The organism is [Clostridium] fimetarium (genome assembly GCF_900111235.1).
Taxonomy (GTDB): domain Bacteria; phylum Bacillota; class Clostridia; order Lachnospirales; family Lachnospiraceae; genus Clostridium_N; species Clostridium_N fimetarium.
The window spans coordinates 102987-122685 of record NZ_FOJI01000003.1 but is presented as its reverse complement, the minus strand read 5'-3'; the positions used below and the strand labels follow the sequence as shown (position 1 = coordinate 122685).

The 19699-nt window shown below is 36.4% G+C and carries 17 protein-coding genes; all 17 read left to right on the top strand.

The genetic code is table 11. The features are described 5' to 3' along the window. Positions 1-123: 123 nt before the first annotated feature. The 17 genes from BMY18_RS04985 to BMY18_RS04905 all read left to right on the top strand — a co-directional run bounded on the left by BMY18_RS04985 (position 124) and on the right by BMY18_RS04905 (position 19693). Positions 124-1128 (top strand): DUF5688 family protein, encoded by a 1005-nt coding sequence (locus tag BMY18_RS04985; protein WP_092451213.1) that lies wholly within the window; start codon positions 124-126, stop codon positions 1126-1128. A 113-nt stretch (positions 1129-1241) separates the two neighbouring features. Further along, on the top strand, positions 1242-1781 hold the full coding sequence (locus BMY18_RS04980) for a JAB domain-containing protein (RefSeq protein ID WP_092451211.1): 540 nt from the start codon (positions 1242-1244) through the stop codon (positions 1779-1781). Positions 1782-1785: 4 nt separating this feature from the next. Further along, positions 1786-2772, top strand: coding sequence for a DUF3991 and TOPRIM domain-containing protein (locus tag BMY18_RS04975; protein ID WP_092451210.1), 987 nt, complete (start codon positions 1786-1788; stop codon positions 2770-2772). A gap of 339 nt (positions 2773-3111) precedes the next feature. Next, entirely contained in the window at positions 3112-3441 is a 330-nt protein-coding gene (gene mobC / locus BMY18_RS04970; protein WP_092451208.1) for a plasmid mobilization protein, read from the top strand. Next, positions 3431-4885, top strand: coding sequence for a relaxase/mobilization nuclease domain-containing protein (locus BMY18_RS04965; RefSeq protein WP_242940962.1), 1455 nt, complete (start codon positions 3431-3433; stop codon positions 4883-4885). Before mobC ends, BMY18_RS04965 begins: the two co-directional genes overlap by 11 nt. Before the next feature lie 36 nt (positions 4886-4921). Continuing rightward, positions 4922-6256, top strand: coding sequence for a hypothetical protein (locus tag BMY18_RS04960; protein ID WP_092451206.1), 1335 nt, complete (start codon positions 4922-4924; stop codon positions 6254-6256). Positions 6257-6268: 12 nt separating this feature from the next. Then, positions 6269-6661: a hypothetical protein gene (locus tag BMY18_RS04955; RefSeq protein ID WP_092451204.1), complete on the top strand. Its 393-nt coding sequence runs from the start codon at positions 6269-6271 to the stop codon at positions 6659-6661. A gap of 114 nt (positions 6662-6775) precedes the next feature. Beyond that, positions 6776-7912, top strand: coding sequence for a PcfB family protein (locus tag BMY18_RS04950; RefSeq protein WP_092451202.1), 1137 nt, complete (start codon positions 6776-6778; stop codon positions 7910-7912). Positions 7913-7918: 6 nt separating this feature from the next. Next, positions 7919-10102, top strand: coding sequence for a VirD4-like conjugal transfer protein, CD1115 family (locus BMY18_RS04945; protein ID WP_092451200.1), 2184 nt, complete (start codon positions 7919-7921; stop codon positions 10100-10102). Positions 10103-10372: 270 nt separating this feature from the next. Then, entirely contained in the window at positions 10373-10732 is a 360-nt protein-coding gene (locus tag BMY18_RS04940; RefSeq protein ID WP_242940961.1) for a major capsid protein, read from the top strand. Between the two features lie 55 nt (positions 10733-10787). After that, positions 10788-11630 carry a hypothetical protein gene (locus tag BMY18_RS04935; RefSeq protein WP_092451198.1) on the top strand — a complete coding sequence of 281 codons (843 nt, stop codon included), beginning with the start codon at positions 10788-10790 and terminating at the stop codon, positions 11628-11630. Positions 11631-11644: 14 nt separating this feature from the next. Further along, positions 11645-12046 (top strand): DUF4313 domain-containing protein, encoded by a 402-nt coding sequence (locus BMY18_RS04930; RefSeq protein ID WP_092451196.1) that lies wholly within the window; start codon positions 11645-11647, stop codon positions 12044-12046. Positions 12047-12077: 31 nt separating this feature from the next. Beyond that, positions 12078-12656: a PrgI family protein gene (locus BMY18_RS04925; RefSeq protein ID WP_242940960.1), complete on the top strand. Its 579-nt coding sequence runs from the start codon at positions 12078-12080 to the stop codon at positions 12654-12656. A 139-nt stretch (positions 12657-12795) separates the two neighbouring features. Then, positions 12796-15201 carry a VirB4-like conjugal transfer ATPase, CD1110 family gene (locus BMY18_RS04920; protein ID WP_092451194.1) on the top strand — a complete coding sequence of 802 codons (2406 nt, stop codon included), beginning with the start codon at positions 12796-12798 and terminating at the stop codon, positions 15199-15201. Between the two features lie 93 nt (positions 15202-15294). Further along, the gene (locus BMY18_RS04915; RefSeq protein ID WP_092451192.1) at positions 15295-16980 is read left to right on the top strand and encodes a zinc-ribbon domain-containing protein; all 1686 of its coding nucleotides are present in this window, start codon (positions 15295-15297) and stop codon (positions 16978-16980) included. A gap of 209 nt (positions 16981-17189) precedes the next feature. Continuing rightward, complete coding sequence (locus tag BMY18_RS04910; RefSeq protein ID WP_330385942.1) at positions 17190-19064, top strand: C40 family peptidase; 1875 nt, start codon at positions 17190-17192, stop codon at positions 19062-19064. A gap of 200 nt (positions 19065-19264) precedes the next feature. After that, positions 19265-19693 carry a hypothetical protein gene (locus BMY18_RS04905; RefSeq protein ID WP_092451190.1) on the top strand — a complete coding sequence of 143 codons (429 nt, stop codon included), beginning with the start codon at positions 19265-19267 and terminating at the stop codon, positions 19691-19693. Positions 19694-19699: the final 6 nt, after the last annotated feature.

Genomic DNA, 19699 nt, shown 5'->3' with positions numbered 1-19699 from the left:
AAGGTGGAAAGGAGCATTATGGCACTAGTATTAATGCAACGAAAGATTCCGCCATAGTGTGGAATCTTTATTAAGTTGCAGAGAAAATGAAAAAAAACAAATTTAAATTGGAGGAAGAATCATATGATGAATTACGAATTATTTAAAGAAGTAGTGGCAGAAAAAATCTTAGGGTACATGCCATCGGAGTATCAGAACAGCAGAGTGGATATCCATTCTGTATCTAAGGTAAATCAGACAATGGACGGACTTAATATTGTTCCAACAGATGAGAGAAGCGCAAAGGTGACTCCAACAATCTATGTAAATTCTATGTATGAGCATTACAAGGAATGCAATGATCTGGAGGAAGTATTAAGAGAAGCAGCAGGTTCTATCGAAAAAGCATTTCATCAGGCACCAGATATGTCTAATATGTTGGATTTTGATAAAGCAAAAGATAACATTATTATGCAGATGGTAAATACAGAACAAAATAAAGGAATGCTTGAAAATATGCCACATCGTGAGTTTCAGGATTTATCTATTATCTATCGCTGGTTAGTTGATAAAGATGGACAAGGGATTTCGAGTACTATGGTTAATGTAAGCCTGGCTGAAAAACTTGGGATGAATGAAGAACAGTTATTCCAGGCGGCTGTGGTAAATACAAAAATCCTTCTCCCACCTACCATTAAGTCTATGAATGAAGTGATCAGAGACATGTTTATGAAAGACGGAATGCCAGGAGAAATTGCAGATATGATGATCGAGGAAATGCCAGACGATAAAGTGATGTATATAATTTCCAATGAAAGAGGAGTAAATGGAGCTGCATCAATGCTATACGAAGAAGGTTTACATGGGTTAGCAGAAAAGCTTGGTTCTGACCTTTATATTATGCCCTCTTCGATCCACGAGGTCATCGCTGTATCAGCCAATATGGGTGATCCAAATGAGTTAGCCGAAATGGTAGCTGAAATCAACATGGATCAGGTGTCTCTTGATGAAAGGCTCTCCAATCAGGTTTACCACTACGATAAGGATTTAAGAAAGTTAAGCCTAGCTACAGATATTCCAAACAAAAGACTAGATGGACTTGTTGCAGAAGCAAACTTGATTTATGATTCCAAAAATCAGTCTAGATAGGATGGTGGATTTGATGGAAAGGGAAGTAACTATGGAAGAAATCGTCCAGCTTATGAAAGAGAGCCAGGACGATTTTATTATTCATGTTGAGTTTGGAGAGGCGGTGGTTTTGGATGCCAAAAAGGAATGAATTCAAACTTGATGTGATATCTGTAAGACTTGTAAAAGATGCTCCGATTATGTCGGAGCATCGTATTGTAAGTCCCCAAGATGCCGTTGATGTGATTGGGAAAGAGCTTTGTGAAATGGATAGGGAAGTATTATGTATCATCAATCTGAAAGCTGACAATACACCAATAAATTGTCATTTTGCAAGTATTGGTGCACTGAATCAGACGATGGCACATCCAAGAGAACTATTCAAATCTAGTATCTTATCCAATGCTGCTAGCATGATTCTTTTGCATTGTCATCCAAGTTCGAACTTGCAGCCTTCCAAAGAAGATACTATTTTAACGGACAGGATGATTAAGCTTTGCCATTTAATAGGAATACCGCTCTTAGATCATATTATTGTGGGTGGTGATAATAGCAGATACTTTAGTTTTAAGGAAAAAGGATTGCTACAAAATCCAAATAATGTATTTAATGCAGACTACCGCACACTAGATTTTGACTCTCCGATGGTGGCAGAGAAGGGAAAGAAGAGGTGATAAATTGGAACGATTTAACGAGGAAGAATTGGCGATTGCAAAAAGTGTAGATCTTACGGCAGTGGCTTCTCATCTGGGATATACAGTCAAACGAGTTGGAAAATATCATACGTTAAAGGAGATGGATTCTGTCAGAATATATGGAAAAAGTCATTGGTTTAGATGGTCCAGACAGTATGATAAAGGAGAAAATGGCGGTTCACAGATAGATTTCTTGCGAGTGTTTGCAGAAATGGAAGTGAAAGAAGCAGTGTTCTGGTTACTGGATTTTGCAGGATATCAAAATAATCCAGAATTAGAAAACCATGTCTCATTAAACCATCAGGTAGTTGTAATGGCAGAAGATAAGAAATTATTTATATTACCTGTTCCAACAGGAAAAAATACTTACTTGTATTCATATTTGAATCAGGAAAGAGCCATTAGTAAGGTAGTCATAGATTATTTCGTAAAGAAAAATATCATTTACGAAGCCAGAGATTATCACAACATTGTCTTTAAAGGAAATGATAAAGATGGAGTCACAAGGTTTGCAAGTATGCGAGGTGTATTTGACAAAGAAGGAAAGTCATTTAAGTGTGATGTAACAGGAAATGATAAGCGCTATGGGTTTAATGTAGTAAATGCTTATAGTACAGAATTAGTCGTATTTGAAGCGGCAATTGACCTGATGAGTTATATGGACATCTGTGCTGATTATGAAAGTAATAAGCTGGCACTTGGTATGCTTTCCGATGCACCACTTGAAACATTTCTTGTAGAACATCCGCAGATTAGCACTATTCGATTTTGTCTGGACAATGATGAGCCTGGAAGAACAGCATCAGCAGAACTGTTAGAGAAGTATTTGCAGAAAGGCTATAATGTAGAAGATTGCCCACCACCAAGGGGATACAAAGATTACAATGAATGGTTGCAGAAGGCAAAATTGGTGAAAAGAATGTTAGAGGAAAAAGTCATTATGAAAAGTGCACATGAAATGGCAAAGTGAGTCTGCTTTCCATAATGAAAATGGTAAAGCATAACCACAAACCATAATGGAATATTTAGCTTGATATTTAAAATAAGAAAATGTTGGAAAAATACGTTATGAAAAGTGTGTGCAAAATGCTAATCCATAACGGAAAAGTATAATGAAAATAGCAAATCATAACGGTTTTCCATAATGAAATATAAATATCAGGGGTTTTAGGGGAGTTTACTCCTCTGACAGGGTGCAGAAAGATGGAGCCATCTTATCCGCGTATCCTGCCATGTCGGTGGCTATTTTACTGACATGGAAAGGTATAAGGCAATATACTAAAAACAGGTAAAGGAGGTGCACAGAAATATGGCAGATACAATTCACTGTATTAAGAAGACTTTACGGCTAATGCCTACGGAAGCGAAGATGTTAGCTGAAAAGGCAAAAGTGGCAGGAATGTGTGAAGCCGATTACATTCGATTGCTCATTAGTCAGAAACCAAATGATTATCCACAGATTAGGAAGTTATTAAAAGACCTTATTAATGAGATAAATCATATTGGTATAAATGTGAATCAGATAGTCCACAGTCATAACATGGAACTTTATATGAAAGAAGACAAAGAAAAGCTGTTTGCTTATATGCGAAAACTAAATGTGACAGTTCAAGAGGTGGTGGTTCAGATTGGCGATTAGTAAGATCCTTTATATGAAGGATTGTGGAAATCATTTTCCGGGCAAACATCTTAAGGTTGCAATTGATTATATTTCAGAACCAGAGAAAACCCAGAATGGGAAATTTGTGGCAGGATTTAACTGCCAGCTGGATGCAGCATATGAGCAGATGAAGCAGACGAAAGAGAAGTTTGGTAAAACAGATAAAAGGCAAGGATATCACATTATCATTTCCTTTGAAAAAGGCGAAGTCGATGGTGATACAGCGTTTGAAATTATCGGAAAGTTCGCCAAAGAATATCTTGGAAGTGATTATGAAGCAGTATATTCGGTTCATGATAATACGGATCATATTCATGGGCATATAGTATTTAACAGTGTCAGCTTTTTGGATGGTATGAAGTTTCATTATAAAAAAGGTGATTGGGCAAAAAAAATTCAGCCTGTAACCAATCGGATATGTGAAGAATACGGATTATCAACAATTCAGATTGAAGCGGATCAAGCAAAGCCAAGTGACCATTATAAGGAATGGAATGAATACCGGGATGGCAAGTTTGTCTGGAGCAATATGATTAAACGTGATTTGGATGCTTGTATTATGCAGGCACCAACCTATGATAGTTTTTTAGAATTGTTAGCTGATAAAGGGTATGAAATCAAAGCGGGTAAATATCTTGCAATTAAGCCTCCTGGAATGTACCGGTATAAGAGATGTAAGACCTTGGGTGACGAGTATTGCGAAGAGAAAATCCGAGAACGTATCAAAGCTGAAGACTTATCTTCCTATAAGCCTTATCAAAAAAATATGCAGCCAAGAATTGTTTATTGTAAAGTAAATCGGTTTAAGAGGACGAAGTTTTCAGGACTTCAAAAGAAGTATTTTGCAAAGCTTTATAGAACCAGAAAGTTAAAGAAGAAACCTTATTCACAGTCATGGAAGTATAAGGATGATATTAAGAAAATGCATAAATTGCAGGAGCAATATTTGTTTCTTGTAAAACATGATATTCCTAATGTTGTGGAACTTGTAGCAACTACTGATAATCTGACGGATAAAAAGAAAGAAGTATCCAAAGAGAAAAGTAAGGTATTCAAGGACCGAGCAAAATTCAATCCCTTATTCGAAATGCTTGGTGAGATAAATGAACTAAAGGAATGTGAAAATAGTTTTGAATCTGGGGATAAATTCTTTGAGGATGAGCATAAACAGTGGATAACATTGGTTGAGAATCTCAAAAAGCAGGGCTATTCAATTGAAGAGGTAGAAAAACTAAAGGAGCATTATAGAAATGAGATTTCCAGAGTCAGGGATTTAGAAAAGATAGTGTTTAAAGAGCTTAATCTTGCAAAATCTATTCTTAGTGAAATCACAAAAGAGACGGAAGGAAGAACGCAAGAAGAGGTAAAAGAACAGTGGCAGACAATTAAAGAGAAGAAAGAAGTAAAGCAGCCAAAGCGATAGGCTGTATTTTTTTACGAAAAAATAAGGAGGTAACGTATGGAAGAGTCAACACAGAGCCTTAATAAAGCTAAAAATATGGCAGCGCAGGAGATTAGAAGAATAGGACTTGGTGAAGATGTCGTTGGACTTGTATCAGAAGATATTGAATTTGGGTTTTCGACAGAAGAAGTATTTCGATATGCAAAATCTGGTCTTAATATCAAGCAAATGAGCATTTATTCCAAGTGTCTTAGAAACAAGTGCAGTCAGGAAGTAATTGATATTATTACAACAGATTCATTAAATGCGAATCAGATGAGTGTGGCACTGGAGTTCTTTGAACGAGGAGTGCCAATAGAAACAATCAGAGATGTTATAGAAAAAAAGAATAATGCATTTGAAATGAGTCAGAGTTATCAGGGAGTCCTTGATGAAATGGAAAAGGCAGATACTGAGGTGCAGGTTGCACCGGAATATGTCAAATCTCTTTTTGAAGAGATAAAAAATGTTGTATCAAGTATCAAGTTCGATGAAAGTCGTTATGATGAGCTGAATGAGAAGTTAAAGATATTTGAGTCTTTTAAGGAGGATGTTGCTGTAAGGGATAATCTAGTAAAACAGCTGAGTGATAAAGACACCTTGTTATCCGATCAGCAGGATAAGATTAACCAGGCTAATTCTACGATAGCAAGACTTCGTGAAGAGAAAGAGAATATGGATAAGGAGATGAAAAAGATGCAGTCAAAGGTTGATGAATTACAAGAAGGCTTAAAAATTTCTAAACAAAAGGCTGAGCAAAGAACATCTGATGAGGCGTTAGATACTGCATCAGATATGAAAACTGATAATGGAATAATAGATAAGAGAAATAGTGACTTATCTCAAAAATCGATACAGTCACAAGTAAAACCGCAACAGAGGCAACAATTACAGCAGATGCACCAACCACAGCAGATGCAACCAGTGCAAATGCAGCAATCAGTGCAAATGATGCAACAGCAACAGATTCGTAGGCAACCAGTTTCACCACAGATGAATCAGACTGGTATCCCATATATTTATGCTATGCCAATCTATTACAACATGCCAGTAGCAGATGCTAATGGAAACGTAATGCAGACAGTTTCTGTAGAAAAGGAAATTAAGAAATCTACTATGGGTGTAATTAATATAATTTCAAATCTGATGTTTAAGAAAAAATCTAGACAAGACATTGTAAAGCTTGTTGCTACAGGCGAATTGATTCCGGCACAGCTAGCACTGATCAAGACAGCGATAGAAAAGGGACTGACAGAAAATCAACTCATAGAACTGATTAATAATAAAGTTCCGGCAGATCAGATGAAAGAGATTATAGAAATCGCAGTACTAGAAAATGAACTGGATGATTAGGAGGAAGAGAGAATGAGTTTAGCGTTTATTAGTGAAACAGTAACGGCAGTTAAGAATATGCCACAGTTTTCAAAGGAAGTGCAAAAGTTCGTTGTGGAATTTTCATTTAAGACAAAGGACAAGGATTTGACCAATAAGTTAATGGATGAACTTACTGTTCCGGATAGTGATTTTGAAATGATAAAAATGAAGTATCAGACGATGTATGACAAAAAACCAAAATGGGTTGGTCAGATAGAAAATCTCCTTGTAGCACTTGAAATGTATCGTGTTGAAGAAGAGAAAGCAATTAATAGACTTTCAGATGTATTAAAAGGATATGGAATTGATGTAACTCCAGAGGAAATTCGAAAAACAGATACACAAGAGCTTAAGGAGAGAGTAAAGAAAGAAATATTATTATAGTTATAGCACGTATTTGTGCAGAAAAGAGGTTAAGTGAAAAATACTTTTCACTTAAGATTTGTGCTTTGCACAAACTTATGATGCGCAGAAAAATGCGCAAGAATGGAGATTATTATGGCAGAAGAAATTCAGGAGGCGATACAGATTATCCGCGTGGCATATGAAGGCATTGAGATAGTAATGAAAGTAGGCAGCGGTGGTCTAGGCATTATGCAAAAAGGTGCAGAAGTATTAAAGGGTATGCTTGATTATGAGAAGACGCTTGGTAAAACATCAATGAAAAAGTTGTTGATGAAGGGCGGTGATTTACAAGTCCTTCAGTTTAAGACAGAAGATATGAAAAAAGTAGAGAAGATGGCAAAAAAGTATGGCATTCTTTATTCTGTATTACCAGACATGAATAAAACAGATGGACTATCTGAAGTTATCTTTCATTCGGAGGCAGTGCCTAGGGCCAATATGATGATTCAAAAATTGAAGTTTGGAAAGATTGCGAGTTTTGATGATTATCTTAAGAATGGAAATGAAAAGGATTTAAATAAACTTCTTGATTTTCTCAAGGGGCAAAAACTAGGAGGTACGGGGAACTTGCTCCCCGGAAAAATCCACACTGAGGATGCCACAAGAGCAGGTATTATTATAGAAGGTTTGATTGAAAAAGTTGGATTATTTGCTATGGAAAAACAGAGTATCAGTGTGGATGCTGTCAAAGAAAATTTTAGTATTGATAATGCGCAGGCAGAAAATGTGATTAAGCAACTTGAAACCATTGGAGTTCTTGAAAAAAGTGATATGACTGGACAACATAAAGTTATTATGGATAAAGAAGCATTTCAAAACAGAATTCGCGGATATCAGGATTTGGCTGCGAGAATGAAGGCAGTATCTGCATCAAAGAATTTAAACCTTTCTGATGTTACGATTTCAAAAACTTTAATTGTTATGGAAAATGATAATGCTGTTAAAACAAGGATTCCAGGTACTTGGGGAGACAAGGTGAGATATGTATGGATTAATAAGGAAAATGCAATGGATATTCATAATGGAAAAACCTTATTAACATTTTTGGACAAAGATAAGGATTATAAAATCTATGACGAAGAGAACCGTGTAGTGGAAACTATGAAGGGAGAAACCCTTTATTCCAAGCATTACGATAAGGTGGAGACTACTGTCAGAGATAAATACGATAAATCTCAGACTACAACAAAGAAACAGACTAAGACAACCACAGAAATAAAGAAGAGGTAAAGACCTATGCAGACAAATAAGAAGAAACCATCGGTAATATTTCTTATCTTCGGCTCAATACTGGCAGCTTATCTTGGATACCTTGTGAATGGAGCATGGGAGGAAGAGATGACGCTAAATAACTTCCTTCCTGTTTTTAATGAGGTATGTGCTGCACCATTAGATAATTACTATGAGCCATCTACAATAAAAGCTGTAATGATTGCGATTGGGATTTATACAATTGTAGTCATCATGTACTATACCAGTCAGAAAAAGATGATGCCAGGTAAGGAATTTGGTACCGCACAGTTTGCTAATGTAAAACAGGTTAACAAAGTGTTAGCAGATAAGGATGAAACATTCAACCGAATTTTAAGTCAAAATGTAAGAATGAGCTTAAATACGAGGCAAACGAAATTAAATAATAACGTCTTAATTATAGGAGGATCCGGTGCTGGAAAGACATTTTATGAGGTGAAACCAAATCTCATGCAGATGCCACATGATTGTTCTTTCATATGCACCGACCCCAAAGGAGAAATCCTTAGAAGTTGTGGTGGTATGTTAAAAAAGAACGGATATCATGTGAAGGTCATTAATTTGCTAGAGATGAATAAGTCAGATTGCTATAATCCATTTGCATATATCAGGGAAGAGACAGACATTGTAAAACTGATTACGAACCTGATATCCAATACAACGCCGAAAGGTGCAACACCAAGCGACCCGTTTTGGGAGAAAGCTGAAGGGTTGTTCTTGCAGGCGTTGTTTTATTATGTCTGGCTAGAAGAAAAGCCAGTAAAGCGGAACTTTGAAACAGTCCTAAAGTTAATGGGAGAGGCAGAAGTCGCTGAGAAGGGAAAACCTTCAAGACTTGATGTTAGAATGAAATTTTTAGAAGAGAGTTCAGTATTAGGTTCTAATCATCCAGCAGTAAAACAGTATAACAAATGTATGCGAGGGGCGGGAGATACAATTCGTTCCATTATCATCAGTGCCAATTCGAGACTTGCTTTCTTAGAGAATAAGCAGGTGCTTAGAATGCTGTCAAAGGATGATATGAACTTATCGGAACTTGGCATTGGAGTAAATGGTGATGGTGAGACAAAGACCGCACTCTTTTGTGTTATCCCAGATTCTGATAAATCCTACAATTTTATCGTTGGAATGCTTTATACGCAAGTTTTTCAAGAATTATATTATCAGGCAGATTTTAATTGTGGTGGTAGACTTCCGATACATGTCACTTTCATGCTAGACGAATTTAGTAATGTGGCTTTGCCAGATGATTATTGCTCTTTACTTTCCACAATGAGAAGTAGAGAGATTAGTTCGGTTATTATCATTCAAAATCTTGCTCAAATCAAGGCATTATTCAAGGACACATGGGAGACAATCCCAGGAAACTGCGATACGTTGGTCTATTTGGGCGGAAATGAGCAGAGCACTCATAAGTATATTTCAGAGTTACTTGGAAAAGGAACCATTGATAAAAAATCAAGTGGGGAAACAAGGGGAAGACAAGGCAGTTCAAGCCGTAATTTTGATGTGTTAGGAAGAGAGCTTTATACACCAGATGAGGTACGAAAACTGGATAATAAGAAATTATTTATCTTTATCCGTGGATTTGATCCAATCATTGATAACAAGTATATTCCATTTTTACATCCTGCATTTAATATGACGGCGGATGGTAAAGGGGAGGCCTATGTACACGTACCATCAAAGGGGTCCAATTTAATTGAACCGACCTTTGAGATATTGACAAAAAGTTCTCTAAAGTTTTACGAGCAATTAAAAGAAAAGGGCGGAAATATCTATATTGATAATCTGACTTATGAAGAATTTATGCTACTTGGAGATGCGGAACTTAGAAGTCGTTTTACTAATATAGATGAGAAAGAGCAGAAACAAAAGTTGAACAGTGAGCAGACAAAAGAATTGGAATTCGCAGAAGAAGAGGTCAGTAATGAAAATGAAACGTCTTCAGGCGGAGCATCTGTAGCAAGCCGCAAACCATTGAAAGAAGATACGGTCATGAATCGCCTTATTTACTGGGAGTTTTCTGAAGAACAGAAAACAGAAGGCAAAAAAGCTTTAGCTGCAAAGGTGCCAAAACAAACAATTCTAGAGTATTTCTATCCAGAAACATCACTTGAAGAAATGGCCCATATACGTGAAACGTTTGAGAGAGCAAGGCATAACTGATTTTCTGCAAAACAATAGATGCAGACTGACAACTCTCGTGTTCAGGGAGAAATCCATAGTGAACATTAAAGTCGAGAGTTTTTTATCAAGGACCAATCCTGTAAAAATAGAAACACATTAACAATAGCAGATAGAAATGAATCATGTGTCTAGTACAGATGACATTCATTCGGAGATGAGCCGGTGGAATGTATATCTGTCTTGGACAGATTATTCATTTCCGCTGGTATCTTAATCTGCACCCACACACATCTTAAAGGAGATTAAATTATGGGTAAGAAAGAGAATAATACAATCCCAGAAACTAAAAGAGAAGGATTTGTTATAAGATCGAAAAAGAAACTAACGCCAATAGTAGCAGGTGCAGTAATGGCATGCAGCTTAATGTCTACGCAGGTTATGGCTGCAACAGATACTAGTTCCGTAACAGCACCACTTGATAGCCTTAAGACACTTGTTATCGCTATTATCGGTGCAGTTGGTGTTATTATCCTTGCTAAGAACGTCATGGAATTTGCACAGGCTTATCAGCAACAGGATTCATCTACAATGAACTCAGCACTGAAAGGAATCGTAGCAGGAGTTATGATGGCAGGTATTTCATCAGTACTTACAATCTTAGGTTTCTAGAATTCAGGGCAGTTTATCTGCCCATTACAACAGAAAGAAGAGGTGAATAACAAGTATGGATATATTTAAACTTGGACAGAACATTCTTGATCTGCTTGAAATGGTATTTGGTTTCTGGAATAGCCAAGTTTCACTGGTATTCTCACTACTTGGACAGTCTCCGGTCAATTTTAAGAACGGAGGTCCGTGGGCAGTCATTGTGGGTATCGAACCTATTTTTGTAGCGGTGGGCTCATCCCTTGTGGTATTGTTCTTTGTCATAGGATTCTGTTCAGAGAGTGTGGATGTCAAGGAAGAAATGCGATTTGAAGTTATACTTCGAATGCTTATGAGAGTAGGAATAGCGGAATGGCTGGTAGCAAATAATGTCACAATTATGAAAGCGATTTTTACATCCGTAGGAAATTTGGTAGGATTATTAACTTCAGGAACAATACCAACGCTGACAATTGATAGCACACAGGCGGATATTATTAAGAATTTGGATTTTGGTCCAAGTCTGGTAATGCTGATATTGGCAGCATTGTTGTCAATAATCGTTATTATCTGTGGCTTTTTCTTGATATACACCGTATATTTCAGATTCTTAAAAATCCTAATTATTGTTCCTATGGGCGCAATTGCATGTGCTACTCTTAGCGGAAACAGAACGATAAGTCATACAGCAGTAACGTATTTTAAGTATTTCTTGTCGGTGGTTTTAGAAGCGGTAACAATAGCTTTGGCTATTATTATATGTAATGCATTTATCAATTCAGGGTTGCCGACATTTACAGGAAGTTATGCAGACTGGGCACAGACATTGATTTATCTGTGCGAAATGACATTTACCATAGCAATGACAGTAGGGAGTGTAAAAGGCGCACAGAATCTGACAAGCAGGGCATTAGGATTGTAGAAAGTGAGGAAAGAATGGAAAGAACATTAGAATTACAAACCCAGTGGGGAACCACCGAAAAGGTTCAGTTGGAAATTAGTAATTATATGAATATTAACGGATTGTATATCGGATTAAGCGCAGTGGGTGGTGAATACCCGGAAAGCTACGGCGATGTGACTGTGAATCTTGACAGTAAGGCACCTGATTATTGTAGCTATGTGGATACAAACAATATGCCGGAGATTGAAAAATTTATAAAAGATTATGATTTGGGGGAATTCACAGGGCTGAGTAAGCGTAGCGGCTTTTGTGAATTCCCTCTTTATATGTTTAATCCGGATAAACTAAGAGAACTCTGTCCTGATGGAATGGCAACTTATGAAAATAGCATTGGAGTTGCTAAGAAATTAGAGCAGAAACCGCAGATTAGATAGCAGGGACGAAGAAAGGAGAAAGTAACCGAAAATGAGCAAAACCCACAGAAAAATTTCGGTTACAGGTGAAGAAATGGTAATTGAAATCAATAAAGATATTGATAGGTATCAGGAATCAGTGGCAATGGGTCTAACAGTAAAACAGTTAATATTTTCTGTTGCATCTGTTGTATGTGGCGGGGGAATTGTGCTTTTACTTTATCGTTATATTGGACTTACTGGTAGTGCTTATATTGCAATACCAGTTGTTGCCCCAATTGCACTTGGAGGTTTTTATACGTATAACGAAATGAGCTTTTTTGATGTGATGCAAAGAAAAATTCATATGATGTTTGGTAATCAAGCACTTTCCTATGTATCGACAGAGGGGGAAATGGTGCTTAAAGCATACGAACTAGCATTTGCAAATACATCCAGAGTTCCGTCTATAAAGTATAAAGGCAAACAATTAAAAACAGGGACGGTTAGTGTTAATACAACTATTGGGAATCAGAACAATAAGGAAGCATTTGAGGCTGTGAAGAGAAAAATGAAGGTTATGATTATTGGTTGTATAGTGGCAATTATTCTGGCTATTGCGGGAACATTTGCTTATAAATACCTGGGATAAGAGAAAAAAGTAACACGAAAATATTGTTTGACCTCTTAGCGGGTCGGAACAATTCAGGCATTGGCCGGGATTGTTTCCGGCTGATGTGATTAGCGGGCAATGCGAATGGAGATTCGAGTGTCAGAAAGAGAGGAAACAGATGGGTATATTTAACAACGGATTTAAGGAGTTAAAGAAAGCAAGTGAACCGCTTTACCGTACTCCAAAATCTATTCAGCAGACCATTGAAATCATGGCGGTAGCAGAAAATGGTATTTTTGAAGTATCAAAGAATTATTATGCCAAGAGCTACCGTTTTTGTGATATTAACTATACGACAACCAATGAAGATGAGCAGATGGATATCTTTGAAAGGTACTGCAAGTTCTTAAATTCATTGGATTGTAACTTTAAAATCACAGTTAACAATAAAAATAAGAATATGATTGATTTGAGGGAACATGTGCTTTTGCAGTACAAAGAAGATGAATTTGACCACTTCCGAAAAATTTACAATGACATAATTGAAGATAAGATCCAGGAAGGAAGACAGGGTATAGAGCAGGAACGATATTTAACACTTACCATTGAACGTAAGAACTTTGAGGAAGCAAGAGCACAGTTTGCAACATTAGAAGCAACACTTCACAAAGCATTTAATGAATTAGGTACTGACATTGTTCCTTTAACAGGTAATGAAAAATTGAAAGTGCTTTATGATTATTACCATCTTGGAAATGAAGGAGAGTTTGAATTTGACATTAAAGATTCTAAAAAAGTTGGAACAGATTTTACAAATGACCTTTGCAACGGAATGATGAAGTACTTTCCAGATCATTTTGAAGATGAGAGTAAGTTTTGCAGAGCTTTATTTATTAAGAAGTATCCAAGTAGTTTATCCGATCGGTTCTTAAATGAGATTACCAGCCTTCCGGTTCATTCCATCACCAGTATTGATGTGGTACCGATACCAAAAGACCTTACAACAAAGACATTACAGAAAAAATATCTTGGAATTGAATCGGATATCATCAAACAGCAGAGAGTCCGTAATAAGAATAATGATTTTTCAACAGAAATCTCTTATGCTAAGAGAACGGAAAAGAAAGAAATAGAAGAAATTATGGATGATGTTCGTGAAAACGATCAGTGCCTGTTCTATGTAGCAGTGACAATCATTGTGATGGCTGATTCCAAGAAAGAGTTAGAAAGTGTCTGTGAAACAGTTCAAACCATTGGTAAAAGAAATTCTGTTATCATAGACGTTCATTATCTGAAACAGAGAGAGGCATTAAATACTGCATTGCCAATCGGAGTAAGGCAGGTGGAAACAATGAGAACTATGCTTACGCAGAGTCTTGCAGTTTTGATGCCTTTTAATGTGCAAGAGTTAAAGGACATTGGAGGTAATTATTATGGGATTAATCAGGTATCTAAAAATATTAATGTGGGAAATCGTAAGAAGCTGATTAATGGTAACGGATTTATCTTTGGTGTACCAGGTTCAGGTAAGTCATTCTTTGCAAAGCAGGAAATGGGAAATGTATTTTTAAATACAGATGATGATATTATCTGCGTGGATCCGATGAATGAATATTTTGACATTGCAAAGACATTTCATGGAGTAGTCGTTAATATGTCTACGTATACAGATAATTATGTAAATCCGCTTGATATGGATGTATGGAATTTGGATATCAATGATACAAAGGGATGGATTAGAGATAAGGGTGAGTTTATGTTGGGACTATGTGAACAGTGTATGGGAGACAGTTTAAATTCCAGACAGAAATCAATCATTGACCGTTGCATCCGAAAAATGTATCTGGATATTGCAAAATCAAAAGAAAAGTATATCCCGATTATGACAGACTTTTATGATATTTTGTCTTTACAGTCTGAAATAGAAGCAAAAGATATTGCTTTATCACTGGAATTGTTTGTAAATGGTTCCTTGAATATCTTCAATCACCAGACAAATGTTGATATCGAAAACCGCTTTATTGTCTTTGGTATTCGTGATTTAGGTGCAGAACTTTCACCTATTACAATGCTTGTAATGATGGAGAACATTCAGAACCGTATTTCAGAAAATGCGAAGAAGGGAAAGGCAACGTGGTTGTATTTAGATGAATTCCATGTGCTCTTAAATCGTGAGTATTCTGCTAAGTATTTGCAGCAGTTATGGAAAAAGGTAAGAAAGCAGGGTGGTCTTTGTACTGGAATTACGCAGAATGTCGTGGATCTGTTACAGAACTATGTGGCAACTACAATGCTTGCTAACTCTGAGTTTGTAGCATTACTAAAACAGGCGAATACAGATAGTTCTAAGTTAGCGGAGGTAATCGGAGTATATGATGCACAGCTTCGATTTGTAACTAATTCGTCAAGCGGTATGGGGATTATTAAATGTGGTAGTGTTGTGATTCCGTTTGATAATACTATTAGTAAGGATACAGACCTTTATAAGTTGTATAATACTAATCTTCATGAGAAGATTGCAGAAGAGAAGGCGAAAAAAGAAGCTTTGGAGATGCAAGATATGAATAAACAATATATTGATTGAAGAAAAGTAAAATAATAGTATAATATTATTAGTAGATGCTGAAGATGTTAAGTCATCTTCAGCAATTATGAAGTTGAACCAAAGGGGATAATTTTGATAGAGAATGAAAGAAGTTTATATTTACAATATCCTAAATTGTGTAAAGAATGGAATTATAATAAAAATGATACTACACCTGAAGAATTTTCTGTGGCATCTGGTAAAAAAGTATGGTGGATCTGCAAGGAAAATCATGAGTGGGAAGCACGGATATCGGATAGAGTGCGTGGAAACGGATGCCCATACTGTGCTGGCAAAAAAGCAATTGTAAGAGTGAATGATTTAGTTACTTTAAATCCCAAGCTGACTTCTGAATGGAATTATAACAAAAATGATGAGAAGAAGCCTGAACAATTTATGTCGCACAGTGGGAAAAAAATATGGTGGAAATGTAGAGTGGGTCATGAATGGGAAGCAACAATTGATAGTCGTTCGAGAGGAAATGGTTGTCCATATTGTGCAGGGCAGAAAGTAATTATAGGAATAAATGATTTAGCAACAATGGCACCAGAAATTGCGCATAGTTGGGATTATGTAAAAAATGGTACTTTGAAACCAACTGAAATATGTGTAAGTAGTGGGAAAAAAGTGTTTTGGCGTTGTGAATATGGCCACAGTTGGAACGTTCCGCCTAATAGGAGGGTGACACAAAAATCCGGGTGTCCAATTTGCTCTTCTGAGTTAAGAACATCGTTCCCAGAACAAGCGGTATACTATTATGCAAAGCAATGTTTTGCTGGAGTTGAGAATAGAGTAAAGCTTGAAAATGGAATGGAACTAGATATTTATATTAGTAAATATCACATTGGAATTGAGTATGACGGGCTTCTATACCACGAGGGATATAAAGCACATGAAAGAGAAAGCAGAAAGAATAGTTTCTGTAAAATACAAGGTATTCGGTTAATCCATATTAAAGAGGTAAGAAATGTTCCAGAAGAACAGCAGACTGATTATATTTATAGGGTAATAGCTGATAGAAGCAAGGGTTTAGATGCGGTATTGATATATTTATTTGAGTTGTTAGAGATGTATTTTACAAAGGAAATTAACTTAGAAATTAATACTGAACGTGACCAAGATAAAATTATGCTCCAATATTTGAATATTGACAACAAATTAAAGGGTTTATTTGATACCAGTATATTAGACGAATGGGATTATGTAAAAAATGATGGATTAAAGCCTGCCATGTTCTACAGAGGAAGTAAAAAGAAAGTATGGTGGAAATGTGAATATGGGCATAGCTGGAAAACAGCTATAAGTCATAGAACTAATGAAAAAGCACCTACAGGTTGTCCTTACTGTTCTAATCAAGCAATTTGGAAAGGCTTTAATGACTTAGTCACTGTCAATCCCAAATTAGCTGAACAATGGAACTATGAAAAAAATAATGACCTTTTGCCAGAAAATATTATGTACCGTAGTGTAACAAAAGTATGGTGGAGATGCGATTATGGTCATGAGTGGGAAGCGAGTATTAAGAAAAGGGAAGATGGACGGAATTGCCCATATTGTTCAGGTAAAAAAGTGATGGTAGGATTTAATGATTTAGCATCTCTTTTTCCAGATATAGCCTTAGAATGGAATTATAAAAAAAATGAAAATCTTTATCCGACTAGTGTCAGTAAAGGAAGTAATAAAATTGTATGGTGGGAATGTAAGAATGGTCATGAGTGGAAAGCAATGATTAATAAGAGGACATTGAGAAAAACTAAATGTCCATATTGTAGGAAATGATATTGGATTATCTTGAAATTTCATTTTGTTTAGTAAAGGAAATTAGAGGAAAACAGAACGTTATCAAAAAGACTTGCAAATAGATATAATAGAGTGTTTAGAAAGGATTAAACATATCATAGTTGAGATAAATTGAATATTATTTGTAGAGGAACATTCAAGCCATAAACTTGGATGTTCTTTTTCGTTTATAGAAAGAAGGTATAAATTTGAAAATAAAAAAAGTTGATGAAAAGCCAATGGTTATCCATACCAAAGCAGATACTAAGTTACATGTTCATCAAATGAAAGATGCTGCACTTGAAGGACAAAATTTTGATATCGTAGATCATTCTCCTAAGATAAAAGACGGTCAGATAAATCAGGCAGAGGTTAAGAAATCTGGAAAGGAGAGATATCGTAAGAGTAGCAGAAGAAACATAAAGGAATCCAAGAAATCCATTAAGGTGAATAATTCTTTAATTAAGCTAGCTGCTGTTGCAGGAGCCAGCGCTGCTACCAATCAAATGGAAGGAGACGAAGAAGTTAGGCAGAGTGCTCTGATTACTGCAACATTGTCAAAGCCGGGAAGAGATGCAGTCAGAAAGGGCAGTGAACTTTTCAGACAGAAGATAATGGCAGAGAGAAAACGAAAGATTAAGAAGGTAGAAGCAGGAAAGAAACTTGCCAAACGTGGTATTAAGAAAACAGCTGCTAATACAACTAAGAAAGTTGTAAAGGAAACAACTAAAAAGACTTCAAAAGTCGTGGCAAAAGAGACAGCAAAGGTAAGTGTTCATCTGGCTGGAACGGTTGCAGGTACTACGGCAACAGGTCCGGCAGGACTGTTAATTGGAGTCGCAGCAGGTAAGGCAGTTGGCTGGAAGATGGACAAAGGTGATGTAAAGCGAACCAACAGAAACCGTAAGATCATGTTCTTTATGGATAAGATGAAGTCCAAGGATGATCAGACGGATAGTATTGGAAAGATGGTAAAGGATTTGATTTTAAAAAGAGGCAGCTTAGTAATGAAAAAGATTGTAGCGGTCGCTCTTCCTGCTTTACTGGCTGTTTTTTTGTTGATGGCAATCGTATGTATTCCAGTAATTCTTGTGGTAGCAGTTATTTACAATTCTCCTTTTGCAATTTTTTTCCCGCCGCTTAGTGATGGAGATACAGTTATGACAGTGACAAGCCAGTATGTGGCAGAATTTAATCGTGATACAAGTACATTCGCAAATGACCATACCGGATACGATACAGGAACTATTGTTTACGTGGATTATGAAGGCTCTAATGCAGTGCCGAGCAATTACTACGATATCATGTGCGTTTACATGGTGAAGTTCGGGGGTGGTGACACTGCCACAGTTATGAAGGATACTTCAAAGGAGAGGTTAAAGGGTGTATTTGATGATATGTGCTCCTATACAACAACGACAGGAACTGAAACTATTGAAAATGATGATGGGACAACGTCTACAAAGACTGTTCTATATGTAAATATCACTTTAAAAACCTTTAGGAAAATGGAAACGCAGTATAATTTTTCAGTAGATGAAATCAAGATGTTAGAGGCTATGATGAGTCCGGAAGATCTGGCACGGATTGGATACACCGGAGGCAGTGGGGCTGGAGGTAATGAAGGTAGTAATGCAGTTTCAGTACTTTCACAGACACAGATTGAGACAATGGTCAGTGGAATTACTGATGCAAAAGCCAAAGCCACCTGTAGTTTTGTATTATCGAAAGTAGGTTATCCATATAGTCAGGATTATAGAGATACTGGTAATTATTATGATTGTAGCTCACTTGCCTACTATTCATGGAAGGCAGCAGGAGTTGAAATTAGTTTTGGTGGAGCAACATCAGCCGCAGCTGAAGGGCAGGGACTAGATGAAGACGGGAAAACGGTTTCTGCTGATCAAATGCAACCGGGAGATTTGGTTTTCTACAGCTACTTAAGTAATGGACGTTATAAAAATATTAGTCATGTTGCAATTTATGTAGGTAATGGTAAGACAGTAGAGGCATTGAATGAATCTGTTGGTGTTGTTTACAAAGATGTTAGTACAGGTAGTATTGTCATGGTTGCAAGACCATAAAAAATAAATAAATATTGTGAAAATAGAGACGAGGCCGGTATAGCTTTGTCTCTTCTTTTTGTGAAGCGCTATAGGATGAAACCGAATGAAATGATTTTAGTAACAGAAAAATGCAAGGAAACAGACATAAATGCACTTTTGCATTGGCATTAGATCCACAAATAAAAGAAAAATGAAAATAAAAAAGGATGGTAGAAATCATGGAAAATATAAAAAAAGTAATAGGTAAAGAAAAGATTGTTGTATCAATAGAGGCAGACTGGAATTTGGTTTTTGAAGAATTAAATAATCAGTGGAGCAAAAGTGGAAGGATGGCACAAAGTGTGCAACTTACAAATGATGATTTTATACAGCTTCAGTATAGACTTGGAATGAAATTAAATCAGAAGAAAGCAATAGTAGAAAATGATTGCAGTGATTTTACTGATTACTTTGCTGCACTTAAATATATTGCTCTTGCAGCTAGGTTGCTTGAAAATCTGGTGAGATCAAAGAATTGTTTTGCTTCAACGATTGGAGTTTTAAACCCAATCGAAATTGTTAAATCGTATTTGGATGAAGAAGAGTATGAAGAATATTGTACTTTGATGAATGTGGAAGGAAACTTTTTAGGAAGAAAAAATATCTAATTTGAA

Bases quoted from the DNA above. Each gene is read 5' to 3' on its own strand.
- BMY18_RS04930 (WP_092451196.1), top strand. From the start codon at position 11,645: ATGGAAAGAACATTAGAATTACAAACCCAGTGGGGAACCACCGAAAAG.
- BMY18_RS04935 (WP_092451198.1), top strand. From the start codon at position 10,788: ATGGATATATTTAAACTTGGACAGAACATTCTTGATCTGCTTGAAATG.
- mobC (WP_092451208.1), top strand. From the start codon at position 3,112: ATGGCAGATACAATTCACTGTATTAAGAAGACTTTACGGCTAATGCCT.
- BMY18_RS04985 (WP_092451213.1), top strand. From the start codon at position 124: ATGATGAATTACGAATTATTTAAAGAAGTAGTGGCAGAAAAAATCTTA.
- BMY18_RS04945 (WP_092451200.1), top strand. From the start codon at position 7,919: ATGCAGACAAATAAGAAGAAACCATCGGTAATATTTCTTATCTTCGGC.
- BMY18_RS04980 (WP_092451211.1), top strand. From the start codon at position 1,242: ATGCCAAAAAGGAATGAATTCAAACTTGATGTGATATCTGTAAGACTT.
- BMY18_RS04920 (WP_092451194.1), top strand. From the start codon at position 12,796: ATGGGTATATTTAACAACGGATTTAAGGAGTTAAAGAAAGCAAGTGAA.
- BMY18_RS04950 (WP_092451202.1), top strand. From the start codon at position 6,776: ATGGCAGAAGAAATTCAGGAGGCGATACAGATTATCCGCGTGGCATAT.
- BMY18_RS04955 (WP_092451204.1), top strand. From the start codon at position 6,269: ATGAGTTTAGCGTTTATTAGTGAAACAGTAACGGCAGTTAAGAATATG.
- BMY18_RS04960 (WP_092451206.1), top strand. From the start codon at position 4,922: ATGGAAGAGTCAACACAGAGCCTTAATAAAGCTAAAAATATGGCAGCG.
- BMY18_RS04940 (WP_242940961.1), top strand. From the start codon at position 10,373: ATGGGTAAGAAAGAGAATAATACAATCCCAGAAACTAAAAGAGAAGGA.
- BMY18_RS04925 (WP_242940960.1), top strand. From the start codon at position 12,078: ATGAGCAAAACCCACAGAAAAATTTCGGTTACAGGTGAAGAAATGGTA.
- BMY18_RS04905 (WP_092451190.1), top strand. From the start codon at position 19,265: ATGGAAAATATAAAAAAAGTAATAGGTAAAGAAAAGATTGTTGTATCA.